The 16,616-nt window shown below is 64.6% G+C and carries 12 protein-coding genes; 6 read left to right on the top strand and 6 right to left on the bottom strand.

The annotated features are described in order from the left end of the window. Positions 1-4 precede the first annotated feature (4 nt). Positions 5-580, bottom strand: a complete 576-nt coding sequence (locus FJ979_RS02815) for a TMEM175 family protein (RefSeq protein ID WP_140495258.1) — start codon at positions 578-580, stop codon at positions 5-7. 237 nt (positions 581-817) lie between these two features. Between FJ979_RS02815 and FJ979_RS02810 the strand changes: the two genes are divergently transcribed. Next, positions 818-1,222: an SH3 domain-containing protein gene (locus FJ979_RS02810; protein ID WP_140557552.1), complete on the top strand. Its 405-nt coding sequence runs from the start codon at positions 818-820 to the stop codon at positions 1,220-1,222. 190 nt (positions 1,223-1,412) lie between these two features. After that, the gene (locus FJ979_RS02805) at positions 1,413-2,621 is read left to right on the top strand and encodes an MFS transporter (protein WP_140557553.1); all 1,209 of its coding nucleotides are present in this window, start codon (positions 1,413-1,415) and stop codon (positions 2,619-2,621) included. Between the two features lie 12 nt (positions 2,622-2,633). Here the strand turns inward: FJ979_RS02805 and FJ979_RS02800 are convergent, their stop codons facing one another. Both FJ979_RS02800 and FJ979_RS02795 read right to left on the bottom strand, forming a co-directional pair. After that, positions 2,634-4,106, bottom strand: coding sequence for an MATE family efflux transporter (locus tag FJ979_RS02800; RefSeq protein WP_140579999.1), 1,473 nt, complete (start codon positions 4,104-4,106; stop codon positions 2,634-2,636). Positions 4,107-4,273: 167 nt separating this feature from the next. Further along, entirely contained in the window at positions 4,274-5,764 is a 1,491-nt protein-coding gene (locus FJ979_RS02795) for an esterase-like activity of phytase family protein (RefSeq protein WP_140557555.1), read from the bottom strand. Between the two features lie 311 nt (positions 5,765-6,075). On the opposite strand from FJ979_RS02795, the gene FJ979_RS02790 reads away from it, so the two are divergent. The 3 genes from FJ979_RS02790 (at position 6,076) to FJ979_RS02780 (ending at position 10,491) form a co-directional block, all read left to right on the top strand. Further along, the gene (locus FJ979_RS02790) at positions 6,076-8,487 is read left to right on the top strand and encodes an FAD-dependent oxidoreductase (RefSeq protein ID WP_140557557.1); all 2,412 of its coding nucleotides are present in this window, start codon (positions 6,076-6,078) and stop codon (positions 8,485-8,487) included. Between the two features lie 12 nt (positions 8,488-8,499). After that, positions 8,500-10,053 (top strand): trimethylamine methyltransferase family protein, encoded by a 1,554-nt coding sequence (locus tag FJ979_RS02785; protein WP_140579998.1) that lies wholly within the window; start codon positions 8,500-8,502, stop codon positions 10,051-10,053. A gap of 123 nt (positions 10,054-10,176) precedes the next feature. After that, positions 10,177-10,491, top strand: a complete 315-nt coding sequence (locus tag FJ979_RS02780) for a hypothetical protein (protein WP_140495272.1) — start codon at positions 10,177-10,179, stop codon at positions 10,489-10,491. A 186-nt stretch (positions 10,492-10,677) separates the two neighbouring features. Here FJ979_RS02780 and FJ979_RS02775 read toward each other — a convergent pair whose 3' ends face one another. Beyond that, a complete protein-coding gene (locus tag FJ979_RS02775; protein ID WP_140579997.1) occupies positions 10,678-13,374 on the bottom strand; it encodes a UvrD-helicase domain-containing protein in 2,697 nt (898 codons plus the stop codon). Positions 13,375-13,556: 182 nt separating this feature from the next. Between FJ979_RS02775 and FJ979_RS02770 the strand changes: the two genes are divergently transcribed. After that, a complete protein-coding gene (locus tag FJ979_RS02770; RefSeq protein WP_140579996.1) occupies positions 13,557-15,872 on the top strand; it encodes a glucose/quinate/shikimate family membrane-bound PQQ-dependent dehydrogenase in 2,316 nt (771 codons plus the stop codon). Between the two features lie 30 nt (positions 15,873-15,902). Here the strand turns inward: FJ979_RS02770 and FJ979_RS02765 are convergent, their stop codons facing one another. Both FJ979_RS02765 and FJ979_RS32430 read right to left on the bottom strand, forming a co-directional pair. After that, positions 15,903-16,337 (bottom strand): hypothetical protein, encoded by a 435-nt coding sequence (locus tag FJ979_RS02765; protein WP_140579995.1) that lies wholly within the window; start codon positions 16,335-16,337, stop codon positions 15,903-15,905. Between the two features lie 4 nt (positions 16,338-16,341). Further along, positions 16,342-16,497, bottom strand: coding sequence for a hypothetical protein (locus tag FJ979_RS32430; protein WP_181181771.1), 156 nt, complete (start codon positions 16,495-16,497; stop codon positions 16,342-16,344). Between the last annotated feature and the right edge of the window lie 119 nt (positions 16,498-16,616).

Raw genomic sequence — 16,616 nt, 5'->3', positions numbered from 1 at the left:
ATCCCTATTTTTCGATCACGCGTGCGAAACGCCGGTCCGGCACAAGCCAGACCAGGGCAACCAGTACATAGATCGCGACGCCGATCCACTGGCTGATGAAGGTCAGCGGGATGGCGCAGAGATAGGCGACAAGCGAGATCTTGCCCTTGCGGTCGTTGCCGATCGCCCTGGCAAAGGCCGTATCGTTGCCGTGCAATCGGTGAAGCGTCACGACGAGAATGAAGTAGGCGATGGCGCACAGCGCAAGATCGGCGCCGTAGACGGCGACCGGCACCGGCGCGAAATGGTTTTCGCCCATGAAGGCCGTCGTCACCGGCATCAGCGACAGCCAGAACAGGAGATTGAGGTTCGCCCACAACACGCGGCCGTCGACCCGCTGCACGGTGTGGAACATATTGTGCAAATTGTTCCAGTAAAGGCCGACGTTGATGAAGGACAGCACGTAGCTGAAGAAGATCGGCCATAGCGGCAGCAAGGCCGAGAGATCCTCGCCGTGCGGCACCTTCAGTTCAAGCACCATGATGGTGATGATGATGGCCACGACGCCGTCGGTGAATGCCTCGACCCTGCCTTTGCCCATGATTTGCGCCCTATGTCCGGTGTCGATCGTTGAAGATGGTAAATCGTTAGCTGATGTTGTCAGGCCGATAAACGCCATCCGGGGAATTTCTCAACTATATCAGGGGAAACTCTCCCGCCAGGCCGGCTCGCGGCAATGGTTTGCTGTGGCAAATTGTTGACTTTTCTTGCCACAGTCCTCCATCGAAGACAGCCTCGGCTGAATCACATAAGGCCGAGCGATCGAATGGAGTGACTGATGAGATTTCGATTTCTGCTCTGCCTCGCGACCATTCTGGCCGCCATCCTCGGCACGTCGGCCGCCGCGTTCGCCTACAGCGCCCACACCACCACCAACCTCAACGTGCGCTCCGGGCCCGGGGCGGGATATGCCAAGGTGGGGACGCTGCCAGTCGGCTACAGGGTGAACGTCACCGGCTGCCAGCCGGGTTGGTGCAGAATCCATGGCGGCGGCCTCAGCGGCTGGGCCAGTTCCGGCTATCTCTCGCGGGCCCATGTCGTTCGCCCGCCAGTGATCATCGTGCGCCCGCCGCATCGTCCGCCGCACTGGCAGCATCGGCCGCACCGTCCTCCGCACCATCGCCCGCCGCACAAACCGCGTCCCGGGAAGTGCAAGATCGCACCGGGTTTCTCCTGCAAATAGCGGATTTTAGCGGGGTCACACGACAGGATGTCGTGACGGATCGGAACCATCGGCTCCGATTCGGGCCTGTTCAGGCGGCGGGTTTCGGGGCAACGTCCGTCATGCTGTCAGGAGCCCGCCGGCCGGCCGGAACGTCGGGAGTAAGGGCGCGTTAAGGTCGCGATCCCTGAACCGATGAAGAGGTTTGGCCATGGCCATTCGTGACTTGGCGCATACGCGCAACGAAGCAGGCGGCGAGGCTCTCGCAATTCCGGTGGTTGCCACAATGATCGCCGTTCTGTTTGCCGGCAGCACGGTGCTGACGCCGCTGTACATCATCTACAAGCAGCAATTCGGCTTTTCACAGATCACGCTGACGCTGGTCTACGCGGTCTATGTCGTCGGCAATCTCGGCGCCCTGCTGATGTTGGGCGGCGCGTCGGATGTCGTTGGGCGCCGGCCTGCCGCTCTCGCGGCCATGATCGTCGCCGTCGCCAGCGCGCTTGTCTTTCTGTTCGCCAACAATGTCGTTCTGCTCGATGTGGCGCGCGTCCTGAGCGGGCTTGGCATCGGTGTCGGCGCGGGGACCGGAACGGCATGGATCGCCGAGCTTCTCCCCGGCGCTGACAAGGCGCGCGCCAGCGTCATTGCTACCAGCACCAATTTCCTGGGCCTCGGTTTCGGCGCACTCGTTTCGGGACTGTTGGCGCAGTATGAACCGTGGCCCTTGCGCCTGGTCTTCATCGTTTATCTGGCGGCGCTTGTATTCGTCTTCATCCTGGTCTGGCGTACACGCGAAACGGTGGCGGAGCCTGGCGGCCTCGGGCAGATTTCCATGCGGCCGCACTTTGCCGTGCCGGATGAAATCCGCGCGCGCTTCGTCGCGCCGGCGGTGACCGGTTTCGGCGCCATGGCGCTGGTCGGCTTCTATGCCGCGGTGGCGCCAAGCATCCTGGCGCAGCAACTGCATGAGACGAACCATGCTGTCGCCGGTGCGCTGTTCTTCGAATTGGCGATCGTCACCGCGCTCAGCATCGTAGCGCTGAAGCAAATGCAGAGCGGCAAGGCCATGCTGACCGCGCTGGCGTTGATGATTCCCAGCATCCTCATGGTGGTGGCGGCGCAGATGCTGGCGTCGATGGCGCTGATGATCGCCGCCACCGCCTGCTGCGGCGTGACGGCCGCACTCGGCTATCGTGGCAGCCTGCAGGTGGTGAACGAGATCGCACCGGAGGATCGCCGCGCCGAAGTGGTATCCAGCTTCTTCATCTGCTGCTTTATCGGCAATGCCTTGCCCGTCATCGGCATTGGCATCATCTCGACCTATGCCAGCCCCATCGCGGCCAGCCTGGCGTTCGCCGGCATGATCATCGTGTTTGCGCTGGTCGCGCTGGGCTTTGGGTTGAAAAACAGGCCTTGAGAGCGGCCAGCTTCAGCCGTTCGGCGTCTCTGGGGAAAAATGCGCGCGCTGGCGCGGCACGCCGAGCCCGGTGTCGGGCGGCTCGCCGGCGGCCGGCCGGTTCTCGATCATGTGCAGGGTGCGCCAGCCGCCGAGACGGTAGTAGGCCGCGGCCAGCAGCAGGGAGGTGATCGAGCCGGCGGGGAAACTCCACCACAGCGCCTCCTCGCCGATCACATCCCGCATGAAATAGGCAAAGCCGGTGCGCACGACCAGTACCGAGATCACCAGGATGACCAGCGGCGGCATCACGGCGCCCGTGGCGCGCACGGTGGCGAACAGCACGATGGTGACGCCGAACAGGATGAACGACCAGGACGCGACGTTGTTGATGTGAGCGGCGATGTCTATCGCCGCGCTGTCGCGGCTCAGGAACAGGCTGAGGATCGAGCGATCGAAGACCCATAGAAGTGCCACGAGAGCACCGGTCAGCACCAGGTTGAAGCCGACGCCTGACGCTGCGATGCGGCTGATGCGGTCCCAGCGGCCGGCGCCGACGTTCTGCGCCGCCATCGAGGACACGGCCGCGCCGATGGCGAGCGCGGGCATCTGGATGTAGGTCCATAACTGCGCGGCGATGCCGTAGGCGGCGGCCACCTGCGAACCGTAGGAATTGACGATGCCCATCACCGTCAGGGCCGCGGCCGAAATCACGATCATCTGCAAACCCATCGGAACGCCCTTGAAGACGACGACGCGCAGCAAGGCGGGGTCCGGCCGCAGCAGCGCCAGATTGGCGCCGGCCAGACGCAGCGGATGCTTGCGGACATAGAGCACGATCAGGATGGCAATGACGCTCACTGTCTGGCCGACAAGCGTCGAGGTCGCCGAGCCGGCGATGCCGAGCTCGGGGAACGGCCCGATGCCGCGGATGAGCAGTGGGTTCAAGATGATGTCGAGCACGACGGCGAGCGCCATGAAAAAGAACGGCGTGCGCGAATCGCCGGCGCCGCGCAGCACCGTCATGACAAAGGACAGAAGGTTCATCATCGGCACGGCGACGAAGATGATGCGCAAATAGGAGCGCGCCAGCGGCAAGGCGTCGGGCGGTGTGCCGAGCGCGCCCAGAATGGTGTCGACCCAGATCCAGCCGCAGACGGCGAACAGCACCGAGACGAAGAAAAAGAAGGTGGCGCTGGTGCCGACGATGCGGCGTGCCTCGGGGAGATCGCGGGCGCCGACCGATTGCGCCACCAGTATGGTGGCCGCCATGCCGATGCCGAATACCGTGCCGAGGATGAGGAACAGCACCAGATTGGCATTCGAGGTGGCGGTAAGCGCGGATTCGCCGAGGAAGCGGCCGACCCAGACAGCGTTGACCGAGCCGTTGAGCGATTGCAGCACGTTGGAGCCGAGCACCGGCAGGGCGAACAGCAGGAGCGTGCGCGGAATGGGGCCGCTGGTCAGGTCACCGGTGCGCCGGCGCGCGGGCATCTTTTCATCCATGGCGGGCATCCGGCAAAGCTGGTTCTTTTGAGTCCGGCACGCAGGATACCGCAGGCCCGACCGGGATGCACCCTTGCGAAAGGAGCGACGGCGGGCAAGGCACGCCGTCGTGCATCCGATCAAGCTTGTCGGGCAGGAGGCGCCAGGCGGCGCCTGCTGCAAGATGCTTACTTCCTGGCGAGGCCGGGAAGCGTGACCTGATAGACAAGGAACATGGTGTCGACATCGGCGCCGTCCTCGGCCTTGTAGGGCGCGCCGACCTGGAAACCGTCCTGGGCGAGGAAATCGTTGTCGTTGGCGACGAACAGGAAATAGTCGTCGGGCAGCTTCGGATCGAGCACGCTCGCCAGCGACATCGCTTCCCACTTTTCCGAGAGGTTGTCCTTGTCATTGGGCGCGCCATTGTGCAGGCCGAAGCGGGCAAGCTCGGCCTTGTCGTTGATGTCGATGAACGGCGTCAGCCTTGCCGGCGTCACCGACGGATCGAGCACGCCCTTGGGCGCCACCGGCTTGTCGGCGGCATCGAAGGCACCGCCGGCGATGTCGGTCGCGCCGGAAAGGTCGACAATGTCGATCTTGCGATACAGCGACTCCTCGCCCTTCAGGCCCTGGCCGTTGCCGCTGTCGCGCGCCAGCATCAGGAAAGCGGTATCCGACAGCGCCACGATCTCGCTTTGCGCAGCCACCTTGGTCTTGCCCTTGGCGTCCTTGAACACCGGCAGCGGCACGACATATTCATGTGCCAGCTTGAGATGGGCAAGATCGGAGGCGTCATAGATCAGCGCCCTGGTGTTCTGGCGCGTCGAGGCCGAATCGCCGCCGTCCTGCCGGGTCGCCGACTGCAAGACCGCGATTACGAACTTGCCGTCCGGCGTCATTGCCATGCCTTCGAGGCCCTGATTGTTCTGGCGGCCGGTTTCGGGATCCTTTGGGTCGGGTTCGGCAGCACCTGGGCCCGGATTGTCGGAAGCAAAATTGGCCGTGCCGTGGCGCATCGGCACGAGCGCGGCCGGAGGCTGGGTCGCCGACATCAGACGGCCGTCGGCGGAGAAGCGGTAGATGTCGGGACCGTATTCGTCGGAGACGAGCATGGTGCCGTCGGGCAGCCGCACGATCGCCTCGTTGTCGAGCGCGAGCTTGCCATTGTCGGCCTGCGGCAGGACAGGCATGTCGCCGGCGGCGGGACGCACGCCGTTCAGCGGGTCGAGACCGCTGGCGTCGGCGCCCTTGTCGTCGGTCAGGAGCATGGTGTCGGCGAGCGTCGCCTTGACGCCGGTCTGCTCCTGGCCGGCCGCGGGCGCGGCACCTGGCGCCACCGGGGCGAACTCGATGTTGATCGTGTTGAGGCGCGGCCGGTAGTCGGTGGTACCGACGACGTTATAACCGCGGTCGGGCAGCAGCCACAGCGAGCCTCTGTAGGTGCCGGCATCATGCGTCCAGCCCGCGGTGTCGATCGACATGCCGGAGCCGGAGCCGAAGGTCTCGCCGAACCTGTCGCGCTGGCCGGCCGGGATGCGGCCAACCCCCACCAGCCCCTTGTTGACGAAACTGGCGCCGCCGACGCTGGCCGAGCTGTCGGCGAAGGCGGGCAGCGAAACGGCCGAGGCCGCCAGCGCGGCGACCAGCAGCCGCAACGAGAATGAGCGTAGATGCGTCATGGAATCCCCTTGATGACAAAGCGCCGGGACGGCGGAATTCTGAGGTTGCCTGGCGGCGGCGAGGCTGCCGCCCTGGAGGGCCGCTTGTGCCCTCGGCAAGCGGTCTAAGGCGCGAACATGATGCTTGCATGACAGTTGGTGACGCATTCGCGTCGGCCCGCCGCGACGCTGCTGGGGAAGTGCGGCCGCGCCAAAAAATCGATCGTTCCGACACAGGTTCGACAGCGTCCAGGAGCTGTTCGTAGTACTAGACACTCATGTACAGTACGTATATGGTTCCGGTTTCGAACAGTCCGTGGAGGAGGGAAGCCTTGAAGTCTCACTACCGCGCAGTCGTCATCGGGGGAGGAGTGGTGGGCGCTTCGGTGCTCTATCACCTGGCGCGGTTCGGCTGGTCGGATGTGGCGCTGATCGAGCGCGCCGAACTGACGGCGGGGTCGACTTGGCATGCGGCGGCGGGGTTCCACGCGCTCAATGCCGACCCCAATGTCGCCGCGCTGCAGGATTACACCATCAACCTTTACCGCGAGATCGAGGCCGAATCCGGCCAGGACGTCGGGCTGCACATGACTGGCGGCGTCAACATCGCCAGCGATCCGGCGCGCTGGGAGTGGCTGAAATCGGCCTGGGCGGTATTCCAGTCGGTCGGCATCGAGACCGCCCGGCTGGTGACGCCTGACGAGATCATGGCGATCTGCCCGATCGTCGACGTCACCGGCGTGCTTGGCGGCCTATACGATTCCAACGAGGGCCATCTCGACCCTTACGGCACGACGCATGCGTATGTCGGTGCCGCCAAGAAGCGCGGCGCCGACGTGATCCTGCGCAACCGCGTGGTCGAGCTGAAGGCGCGCGCCGACGGCCATTGGGATGTCGTCACAGAGCAACGCACCATCACCGCCGAGCATGTCGTGAATGCCGGCGGGTTGTGGGCCAAGCAACTCGGCCGCATGGCCGGGGTTGAACTGCCGGTGACGCCGATGGAGCACCATTATTTCGTCACCGAGGACATTCCGGAAGTCGCTGCCCTCGACAAGGAGATCGGCCTGGCCGTCGATCTCGACGGCTTTTCCTATCTGCGGCAGGAGCGCAAGGGCGTGCTGCTCGGCGTCTACGAGCAGAACCCGAAGCACTGGAACATGGACGGCGCGCCGTGGGATTACGGCATCGAGCTCATCCCCGAAGACATCGACCGCATCGGCCCGGAACTTGCCAAGGCGCATGAGCGCTTCCCTTGCCTGGCGACGGCAGGCATCCGCAAATGGGTCAACGGCGCCTTCACCTTCACCCCGGACGGCAATCCGATCGTCGGGCCGGTCCGCGGCCTGAAGAATTACTGGGTCGCCTGCGGCGTCATGGCCGGCTTCAGCCAGGGCGGCGGCGTCGGCAAGTCGCTGGCCGAGTGGATGATTTACGGCGAGCCGCAGGCCGACATTTTCGGCATGGACATCGCCCGCTACGGCGCCTTCGCCGCAAACCGGGAATATCTCAGGCAGACGACGCGACAGTTTTATTCTCGTCGTTTCGTCATGACCTTTCCCAACGAACGGCTGCCTGCGGGCCGGCCGCTGAAACGCCCCGGCGCCTATGACGGCATGAGTGCGGCGGGCTGCGAATGGACGGCCTCCTGGGGGCTGGAAATCCCCGCCTATTTCGCGCCGATGGGATTCCGCGAGGAGACGACGCTCAGGCGTTCCAACGCCTTCGACATCGTCGGTGACGAGGCGCTGCAAGTCCGGCGCGCCGCCGGCCTCATCGATATCTCGGCCTATGCGCGCTACGCGACCTCGGGACCGGGCGCGGAGGCTTGGCTCGACAGGCTGCTGGCCTGCAGGCTGCCGAAGGCGGGACAGGCGAGGCTGGCGCCGATGCTCGGGCCGGACGGGCGGCTGAAGGGCGATCTCACCGTCTTCAACTGGGGCAATGGCGACTACTGGCTGATGGGCTCCTACTATCTGCGCGAATTCCACATGCGCTGGTTCGAAGCGCATATGGCTGAAGGCGTTTGCGTCACCGATATTTCAGATGCGATGTCGGGCTTTCTGGTCACCGGCCCCAATGCCAGAAAGATCGTCGAGCGCACGACGCACCAGGACATCTCCGCCAAAGCCTTGCCATTCATCGCATGCGGCGAATTCGACATCGGCATGGTGCGGGCAAGGATGGCTCGCCTCTCCATCGCCGGCGAACTCGGCTTCGAGATCAACTGCCCGGCCGCCATGCATGCCACATTGCGCGAAACGCTGCTTGCCGCCGGCGAGGATCTCGGCCTCGCCGAGATTGGCTATTACGCACTCAACGCGCTTCGGCTGGAAAAGAGCTTCGGCATCTGGTCGCGTGAATTCACGCAAGGCTACACGCCCGGCCAGACAGGGCTCGACCGCTTCATTGCTTTCGACAAGGGCGATTTCATTGGCCGCGAGGCGGCGCTGAAGGAACGCAAGGCCGGTGTTGCACGACGGATCGTGACGCTGGAAGTCGATGCCATCGACGCGGACGCCAGCGGCTTCGAGCCGGTCTGGCACGGCGCTCGGCGCGTCGGCTTCGTCACCTCCGGCGGCTTTGGCTACACGATCGGCAAGAGCGTCGCGCTGGCGTTGGTGGATGACGATTTTGCCGAGGAAGGAACGGCGCTTTGCGTGCACATTGTCGGCACCGAGCGGCCGGCGCGTGTCATTCCGGCTTCGCCCTACGATCCCTTGGGCAAGGCGATGCGGCAATGAGGAGGTTTCCGGATGATCGATGACGCGGCACGCGAAGGCAGGCGCGAGCGCCGGCGAGGACGCATCGGCGAGGCCGGCAGCGAGAGCAGCCGCCGGCCCAATTACCGCTCTCTGAAGAACCCATTCCTGCCGCAGCCAATCTTTTCGGACGACCACGTCGCTTCGATCCACGACACGGCGCTGCGCGTGCTGGAAGAGCTGGGCATCAAGGTTCTGCTGCCGCAGGCGCGCGACCTGCTCGCTCGCGCCGGCGCTCTGATCGACCCCGAAACCGACATGGTGCGGATCGGCCGCGACATCGTGGCGGCCGCACTGGCCTCGGCGCCAAAATCGATCCAGACCCATGCCGGTGACCGCTCCCGCGATCTGACGCTGGAACTCGGGTCGATGACCTTCCTGGCAGGGTGCGGCGCGCCGAACGTCACTGACCTCGAACGCGGCCGCCGACCAGGCACACTGGCGGCCTTCGAGGAGTTCATCAAGCTGGTGCAGCATTTCGACGTGCTGCACATGCTGGGACCTTGCGTCGAGCCGCAGGACATCGACAACCGTTTTCGCCACTACGCCGTCAACCGGGCGCAACTGACCCTGTCGGACAAGCTTCCCTTCATCTTCGCGCGCGGCACCCCGCAGGTCGACGATAGTTTCGACATGATCAGGTTGGCGCGCGGGCTGTCCGAGGACGAGTTCCGCTCGGGCGCCCATTGCTACACCGTCATCAACACCAATTCGCCGCGCCAGCTCGACATCCCGATGGCGCAAGGCATCATCGACTTCGCCAGGGCGGGCCAGGTCCTGATCATCACGCCCTTCTGCCTGGCGGGTGCGATGGCCCCGATCACGGTGGCCGGCGCGCTGACGCTGCAGCATGCCGAGGCGCTGGCCGGGTTGACGCTGGCGCAGATCGTGCGGCCGGGCGCTCCTGTCGTCTACGGCTCCTTCTCCTCCAATGTCGACATGAAATCGGGCGCGCCGGCCTTCGGCACGCCGGAGCATATCAAGGCGACGCTCGGAGCCGGCCAACTGGCGCGCTTCACCGGCCTGCCGTGGCGTTCGGGCGGCGGCAGCGCGGCCAACATCTCCGATGCGCAGGCGGCGCATGAGACGCAGTTTGCGCTGTGGGGCTCGGTGCTGGCAGGCGCCACCGTGTGCATCCATGCCGCCGGCTGGCTGGAGGGGGGGCTGAGCGTTTCCTTCGAAAAGCTGGTCACCGACATCGAGGCGTTGCAGACGGTGGCTGAACTGTGCGCCGCCACGCCCGGCGACGACGATGCCATCGGCTTCGAGGCGATCGCCGAAGTGCAGCCCGGCGGCCATTTCTTCTCGGCAGGTCACACCATGGCGCGCTACCGCACCGCTTTCTACGAGCCGCTGGTGGCCGACTGGTCGAATTTCGGCAACTGGACGCAGGCCGGTTCCAAGACCGCAACCGAACGCGCCACCGGTATCTGGAAGCGCATCCTCGCCGATTTCGAGCCGCCGGCGACGGCCATTGCCACGTCGGCTGTGCTCGATGAATTCATCGCGCGCCGCACCGAACAGGGCGGGGCGGCGCCGGTCTCGTGAGATAGCTTATTCCTCTCATCGTCCTGAATTGTGGGTGCGATCCGGAACCTGCTGCACCTCTCATGCATTCATGGCACGGCCGGTGCCTGCTCGCATTGCGAGCCATTGAGGGAGGACGACCACATGGGTTTCGACCAGTACCACGAACCGCCCGAAGAATTGTCGCAGGAGGTGCGAACCTTCGCCCGCATGATCACCTCGCTGATCGAGGAAGCGGAAGCGATCTCCTGGTATGAACAGCGCATGTCGGTGGAGAAGGACCCGCAGGCCCGCGCCATCATGAAGAACGCGCAAGGCGAGGAGTTCAAGCATTTCGGCATGGACCTCGAATTCCTGCTGCGTCAGAAGCAGGACTGGCGCGCGGAACTGAAGGAAATCCTGTTCACTACGGGAGATATCGTCAAGGCCGGCGAGGCGGGCGAGAAGAAGGTGGATTGAGCGGTCCGGCCCGGGTGACTACCGAAAGTTCCGTTCACTTCGGACGTCCACGCTATTGGAATTCATTCCAATCAATTTTGGCTGTGAAATCGCAAATATAATTAGGGTCAAAATCTACTTCGATTTTCACAAGAAAACCTCAGGATTTTTGACCAGCTCCTTACGCGAGTGAGTGTCCATTTTTTCTCACACAGCCGCGACAAACCCATCCAGCACGCGTTTCTGGCCGGCCTTGTCGAAGTCGATGGTCAGCTTGTTGCCTTCGATGGCCGCGATGTTGCCGTTGCCGAATTTCTGGTGGAAGACGCGGTCGCCGACGTTGAAGGGGGACGGCGTGTCGGCGACGGATTTGGCGACCAACTCGCCATCGATGGTGCGGCCCTTGATGCTCGTGCGGCCGGCGCCGTAGCCGCTGTCGGTCTCGCCATAGCCGATGCGCTCGACCTGGTGGCCGGAGCGCGAGCCCCAGTTGCGATCGGTCGCTTCGGTGCGGTTCTGCTGCGCCCGCTGCCAGCCCGGCGTGGCGTAGCTGTTGGAGAAGGCGCCGGATTTTTCGGCGCCGACATTGTCGAAGCGCGAGGCGCCATAGGGGTTCTGTCTTCCTGCCCCCTGGCCGCCCCGGCCGGAAGCGAACGAGCCGCCGCCATAGGAATTGCCGTAGCCGCCATAGGAGTTGCCGCTTTCGGCGACTTCGACATGGGTTTCAGGCAGTTCATCGAGGAAGCGGGAGGGAATCGTCGATTGCCACAGGCCGTGGATGCGGCGGTTGGAGACGAACCAGATGTGCAGGTTCTTCTTGGCACGGGTGACGCCGACATAGGCCAGCCGGCGCTCCTCCTCCAGGCCGGAACGGCCGCCTTCGTCCAGCGCGCGCTGGTGCGGGAACAGGCCTTCCTCCCAGCCCGGGAGAAAAACGGTCTCGAATTCGAGGCCTTTGGCCGAATGCAGCGTCATGATGTTGACGGCGTCGAGTTCGGCGTTCTGCTCGGCGTCCATGACCAGAGCGACATGTTCGAGGAAGGAGCGCAGCGATTCATACTCCTCCATGGAGCGGATCAGCTCCTTGAGGTTCTCCAGCCGGCCGGGCGCTTCGACCGAACGGTCGTTCTTCCACATGTCGGTGTAGCCGCTCTCTTCCAGGATGGTCTCGGCCAGTTCGGTGTGCGGCGTGGTTTCCAGCGCCTTCTGCCAGCGTTCGAAATTGGCCGCGACCTCGCGCAATGCGGCGCGCGGTTTGGGCTTCAATTCATCGCTCTCGGCGAGCTTGGCGGCGGCTTCCAACATCGGTACGCGCAGCGCGCGGGCCGTGTCGTGGATCTGGCGGATGGTGGTTTCGCCGAGGCCGCGCTTGGGCACATTGACGATGCGCTCGAAGGCGAGATCGTCGGCGCCTTGCGCGACGACGCGGAAGAAGGCAAGCGCGTCGCGGATCTCCATGCGCTCATAGAAGCGCGGGCCGCCAATGACGCGGTAGTTGAGACCGAGCGTGACGAAGCGGTCCTCGAACTCGCGCATCTGGAAGGACGCCCGCACCAGGATCGCCATGTCGTTGAGATTGTGCTTCTGGCGCTGATAAGCCTCGATGGTCTCGCCGACAGCGCGCGCTTCCTCCTCGGAATCCCAGGCGGCGTGGACGTTGACCTTGCCGTCCTCGGGATCGTCGCGATCGGTGAACAGCGTCTTGCCGAAGCGGCCTTCATTGTGGGCGATGAGGTGCGAAGCGGCGCCGAGGATATGCGCGGTGGAACGATAATTGCGCTCCAGCCGGATGATGGTGGCGCCGGGAAAATCCTTGTCGAAGCGCAGGATGTTGTCGACCTCCGCGCCGCGCCAGCCATAGATCGACTGGTCGTCGTCGCCGACGCAGCAGATGTTTACTTTGTTTTCGCTCACGGGCTGTTCCGCGCCTGCCGGCGCGGGCCCGACCCCTCTTTTCTGCGCGCCTTCGGTGTCGCGGGAGGGGCCTCGCGAAGGCTCGGACGCCCGGTCGGGCTTGCGGCCTTCGGCCGAATGCAAATCCGTAGACGTCGCGCTACGCCCGCTATTTGGCCGCTGTGCCAGGAGTCGCAGCCACATGTATTGCGCGGTGTTGGTGTCCTGGTACTCGTCGACCAGGATGTATCTGAACCGCTTGTGATACTCCTTCAGCACGTCCGGATTGGCGCGGAAGATGCGGATAGGGTGGCAGAGCAGATCGCCGAAATCGCAGGCGTTCAGCGTCTGCAGGCGCTCCTGATAGGCCTTGTAGAGCTCGCGGCCCTTGCCGTTGGCGAAACTACGCGCATCGCCCTCGGCAATGTCGTCCGGGCCTTGCCCCTTGTTCTTCCAGCCGTCGATCATCTGCGCGAACTGCTTGGCCGGCCAGCGCTTGTCGTCGAGGCCCTCGGCCTGGATCAATTGCTTGATCAGCCGCACGACGTCGTCGGTGTCGAGAATGGTGAAGTCGGATTTCAGCCCGGCAAGCTCGGCGTGCCTGCGCAAGAGCTTGACGCCGATCGAGTGGAAGGTGCCGAGCCAGGGCATGCCCTCGACATTGCCTTCGCCGATCAGGATACCTATGCGCTGCTTCATCTCGCGCGCGGCCTTGTTGGTGAAGGTCACGGCTAGGATCTGCGAGGGAAAGGCTTTTCCGGTCGCCAGGATGTGGGCGATGCGGGTGGTCAAGACGCGCGTCTTGCCGGTGCCGGCGCCGGCCAGCACCAGAACGGGACCTTCGGTGGTTTCCACCGCCAGCCGCTGCTCGGGGTTCAACCCCTTGAGATAGTCGGGCGCGTTGTTGTGGCCGCCGCGGGCAGCCATGGCGCGCGCGGCGATGCCCGACGGGGCGGTGGGCCGCGCATCGGGTTCATCGAAAAAGGGCATGTCTTCGGAAAAGCCGGACATCGCCCCCGAATGTAGTGATTCGGTGGAGAAAGACCAGAACTGTCTACGTTTTGTTCCACTCCTGATTGTTTCCGGCCTGCTTGACAGGCAGGGCGGGTGAGGGAAAGCTGCGCAAAGGGCAGGGAGGGGATCCTGTTGCCCACGGCCGCCTCGAGGCGCGCAACAGTCGAAGGAGTATCATCTTGGCTGTCACCATCACCTCCCTCATTCTCCTCCTCATCGGCCTCGCGCTTGGCGCCGGCGGCATCTGGTTGGCTTCACTGGGAGGCAGCTGGTACTACATCATATCAGGCATCGCCTTCCTCATCGCAGCATGGCTGCTCTACCGGCGCAGATCCACCGCGCTCTGGCTCTACGCCGCGATCGTGCTGGGCACGCTTGCCTGGGCGGTCTGGGAAATCGGCTTCGACTGGTGGGAACTCGGGCCGCGCGGCGGCATCATCGTGCTCGTCGCGTTGTGGCTGCTGACGCCGTGGGCGAGGCGGGGCCTTGTTGGTCCCGATGGCCGCGCGCCGCTCATTCTCGCCGTTTTGGCGTCGCTGGCGGTCGCCGGCTATTCAATGACGACCGATCCCAAGGATATTGCCGGCAATCTCGACACCGACAAGGTGACCCCGGCGGCCGATCTAGGCGGCGACATACCTGCCGGCGAATGGCACTTCTACGGCCGTACGCCCTATGGCCAGCGCTATTCGCCGCTCGACCAGATCACGCCGGAGAACGTCGCCAACCTGCAGCCGGCCTGGACTTATCGCACCGGCGACGTGAAAGGTCCCGACGATGTCGGCGAGACCACCTACCAGGTGACGCCGCTGAAGATCGCCGATACGCTCTACATCTGCACGCCGCACAATTTCGCCATCGCCATCGACGCCGCCACGGGCAAGGAGAAGTGGCGCTACGATCCCCAGGTCAAGCTCGACAAGGACCGCCAGCACCAGACCTGCCGCGGCGTCTCCTACTACGCCGACGCCAAGATCGGTGCCGGGCAGCCTTGCGCCGCGCGTGTCTACCTGCCGACTTCGGACGCGCGGCTGATCGCGCTCGACGCCGCCAACGGTCAGGTCTGTCCGTCCTTTGCCGAAGGCGGCACGCTGAACCTTCTGACCGGCATGCCTTATCCCAAGTCCGGCTATTACTATTCGACCTCGGCGCCGCTGATATCAGGCGGCAAGATCATCGTCGGCGGCGCGGTCAACGACAATTATTCCACGCAGGAGCCGTCCGGCGTCATCCGCGCCTTCGATGCCTCCACGGGCGCGCTGATCTGGAACTGGGATTCCGGCAATCCCGACCAGACCACGCCGCTGGCGGCAGGCCAGACCTACACCGCCAATTCGCCCAACATGTGGTCGACGCCGAGTGCCGACGAAAAGCTCGGCCTGCTCTACATACCGCTCGGCAACCAGACGCCGGACCAGCTCGGCGCCGGCCGCAGCGCCAACGTCGAGAAATTCTCCTCCTCGATCACCGCGCTCGACCTCAATACGGGGCAATTGAAATGGGTGCGCCAGACCGTGCATCATGACCTTTGGGACATGGATGTGCCGGCGCAGCCGAGCCTTGTCGACATCACCAAGACCGACGGAACGGTCGTGCCGGCGCTGGTCGGGCCGACCAAGCAGGGCGACCTCTACGTGCTCGACCGGCGCACCGGCGAGCCGGTCATCCCGGTCAAGGAAGTGCCGGCGCCCGGCGGCGCCATCGAAGGCGACCACACATCGCCCACGCAGCCGGTGTCGGACCTTTCCTTCAATCCGCCGCCGCTGACCGATGCCGACATGTGGGGCATCACCATGTTCGACCAGCTGGCGTGCCGGATTGCGTTGCACAGGCTGCGCTATGAGGGCCGCTACACGCCGCCATCGCTGCAGGGCACGCTGGTCTATCCCGGCAATTTCGGCGTCTTCAACTGGGGCGGCGTGGCGGTCGATCCGGTCCGGCAGGTGCTGTTCGGCATGCCGACCTATCTCGCCTTCACCTCCAGGCTTGTGCCCCGCGCGGACGTGCCGCCGCCAGGCGACGCCAAGGGCAGCGAGCAGGGGCTGAACCGAAATGACGGCGCTCCTTATGCGGTGGTGATGGGACCGTTCCTGTCGCCGCTCGGCATTCCGTGCCAGGCGCCGCCATGGGGCTATGTCGCCGGAGCCGACCTCAGGACCGGACAGATCGTCTACAAGCACAGGAACGGCACGGTCTATGACATGACGCCGCTGCCTTTGCCGCTGAAGGTCGGCGTGCCCGGCATTGGCGGGCCGATGATCACCGCCGGCGGGGTGGCTTTCCTCGGCGCCGCGGTCGACGACTACCTGCGCGCCTACGACCTGACCTCAGGCAGGCAGCTCTGGCAGGCGCGCCTGCCAGCCGGCGGGCAATCGACGCCGATGACCTACACGGTGGCTGACGGGCGCCAGTTCGTGGTCATCGTCGCCGGCGGCCATGGCTCGGTCGGCACCAAGCCCGGCGATTATGTAATGGCATACGCACTGCCGAAGTAAGGAACGGGTTCGGTCCCGCAGGATCGCGCCCTAGCTGATTCCGAGATGGCTCTTCAGGCTTGGCACCGAGCCGAGCACTTCATTGGTGAGGTCAGGCCCGGCGGCGGCTTCGGCCTGTTGGATCAGCGCGGCGCCGGCCTGCCTGATCTGCGCCATATCGAGGCCGGAGGCCTTGAGCGCGGCGACGCCGTTGATCAGTGCGCCGGCCTTTTCGCCGAGAACACCGCCCAGCGCGCCTTGCAGTGACGACAGCAGGCCGCCACCGCCGGCCGCGCCGGCGGCCATGACGTCATATTGGCGGGCGAGATCGTCGGCGCCGGGAATCTTGGCGAAGAAACCCGAAACGTTGGTGTCTTCCGCCTCGTGCTCCAGCACCGAGAAGATGGTGCCGACGACTTTCTCGGTAGTTGCCTGGTCGAGGCCCGCCTTTTGCGAGACGGTGTTGACAATATCCTGGACGTTCATGGTCTCACCTCAAATTTGGGAATTTCGGGTCCGTGCAGTGGTCCCGGCCGATGCGAAGCTCGATCATCGACCGCCTGCCTGCGTCCGCAAGCCTGAAGCGTAATGCCTGAGCAGAGGCCAGGGCAAGGACGAACGCGCTGGTGAGGATCGGCATGGTCATCGGCGGCGCTCCTTCTGGTCGAGACGGGATGGCACGGCGCATCGGTAGCACGCAGTTTCCCTTATTGTTGTGGCAGGTGCCTGCAGGATTCATGGCGATGACCAAAATGTGATGTGGGC

The sequence above is a fragment of the Mesorhizobium sp. B1-1-6 genome (assembly GCF_006443035.1).
In the GTDB taxonomy this organism is placed as follows: domain Bacteria; phylum Pseudomonadota; class Alphaproteobacteria; order Rhizobiales; family Rhizobiaceae; genus Mesorhizobium.
The sequence above is the reverse complement of the archived record's forward strand: the minus strand, read 5'-3'. Positions and strand labels throughout refer to the sequence as shown.

Coding starts and splice junctions, on each gene's coding strand:
- FJ979_RS02795 (WP_140557555.1), bottom strand. CDS start 5,764: ATGACGCATCTACGCTCATTCTCGTTGCGGCTGCTGGTCGCCGCGCTG.
- FJ979_RS02800 (WP_140579999.1), bottom strand. CDS start 4,106: ATGGATGAAAAGATGCCCGCGCGCCGGCGCACCGGTGACCTGACCAGC.
- FJ979_RS02815 (WP_140495258.1), bottom strand. CDS start 580: ATGGGCAAAGGCAGGGTCGAGGCATTCACCGACGGCGTCGTGGCCATC.
- FJ979_RS02765 (WP_140579995.1), bottom strand. CDS start 16,337: ATGAACGTCCAGGATATTGTCAACACCGTCTCGCAAAAGGCGGGCCTC.
- FJ979_RS02805 (WP_140557553.1), top strand. CDS start 1,413: ATGGCCATTCGTGACTTGGCGCATACGCGCAACGAAGCAGGCGGCGAG.
- FJ979_RS02780 (WP_140495272.1), top strand. CDS start 10,177: ATGGGTTTCGACCAGTACCACGAACCGCCCGAAGAATTGTCGCAGGAG.
- FJ979_RS32430 (WP_181181771.1), bottom strand. CDS start 16,497: ATGACCATGCCGATCCTCACCAGCGCGTTCGTCCTTGCCCTGGCCTCT.
- FJ979_RS02775 (WP_140579997.1), bottom strand. CDS start 13,374: ATGTCCGGCTTTTCCGAAGACATGCCCTTTTTCGATGAACCCGATGCG.
- FJ979_RS02785 (WP_140579998.1), top strand. CDS start 8,500: ATGATCGATGACGCGGCACGCGAAGGCAGGCGCGAGCGCCGGCGAGGA.
- FJ979_RS02810 (WP_140557552.1), top strand. CDS start 818: ATGAGATTTCGATTTCTGCTCTGCCTCGCGACCATTCTGGCCGCCATC.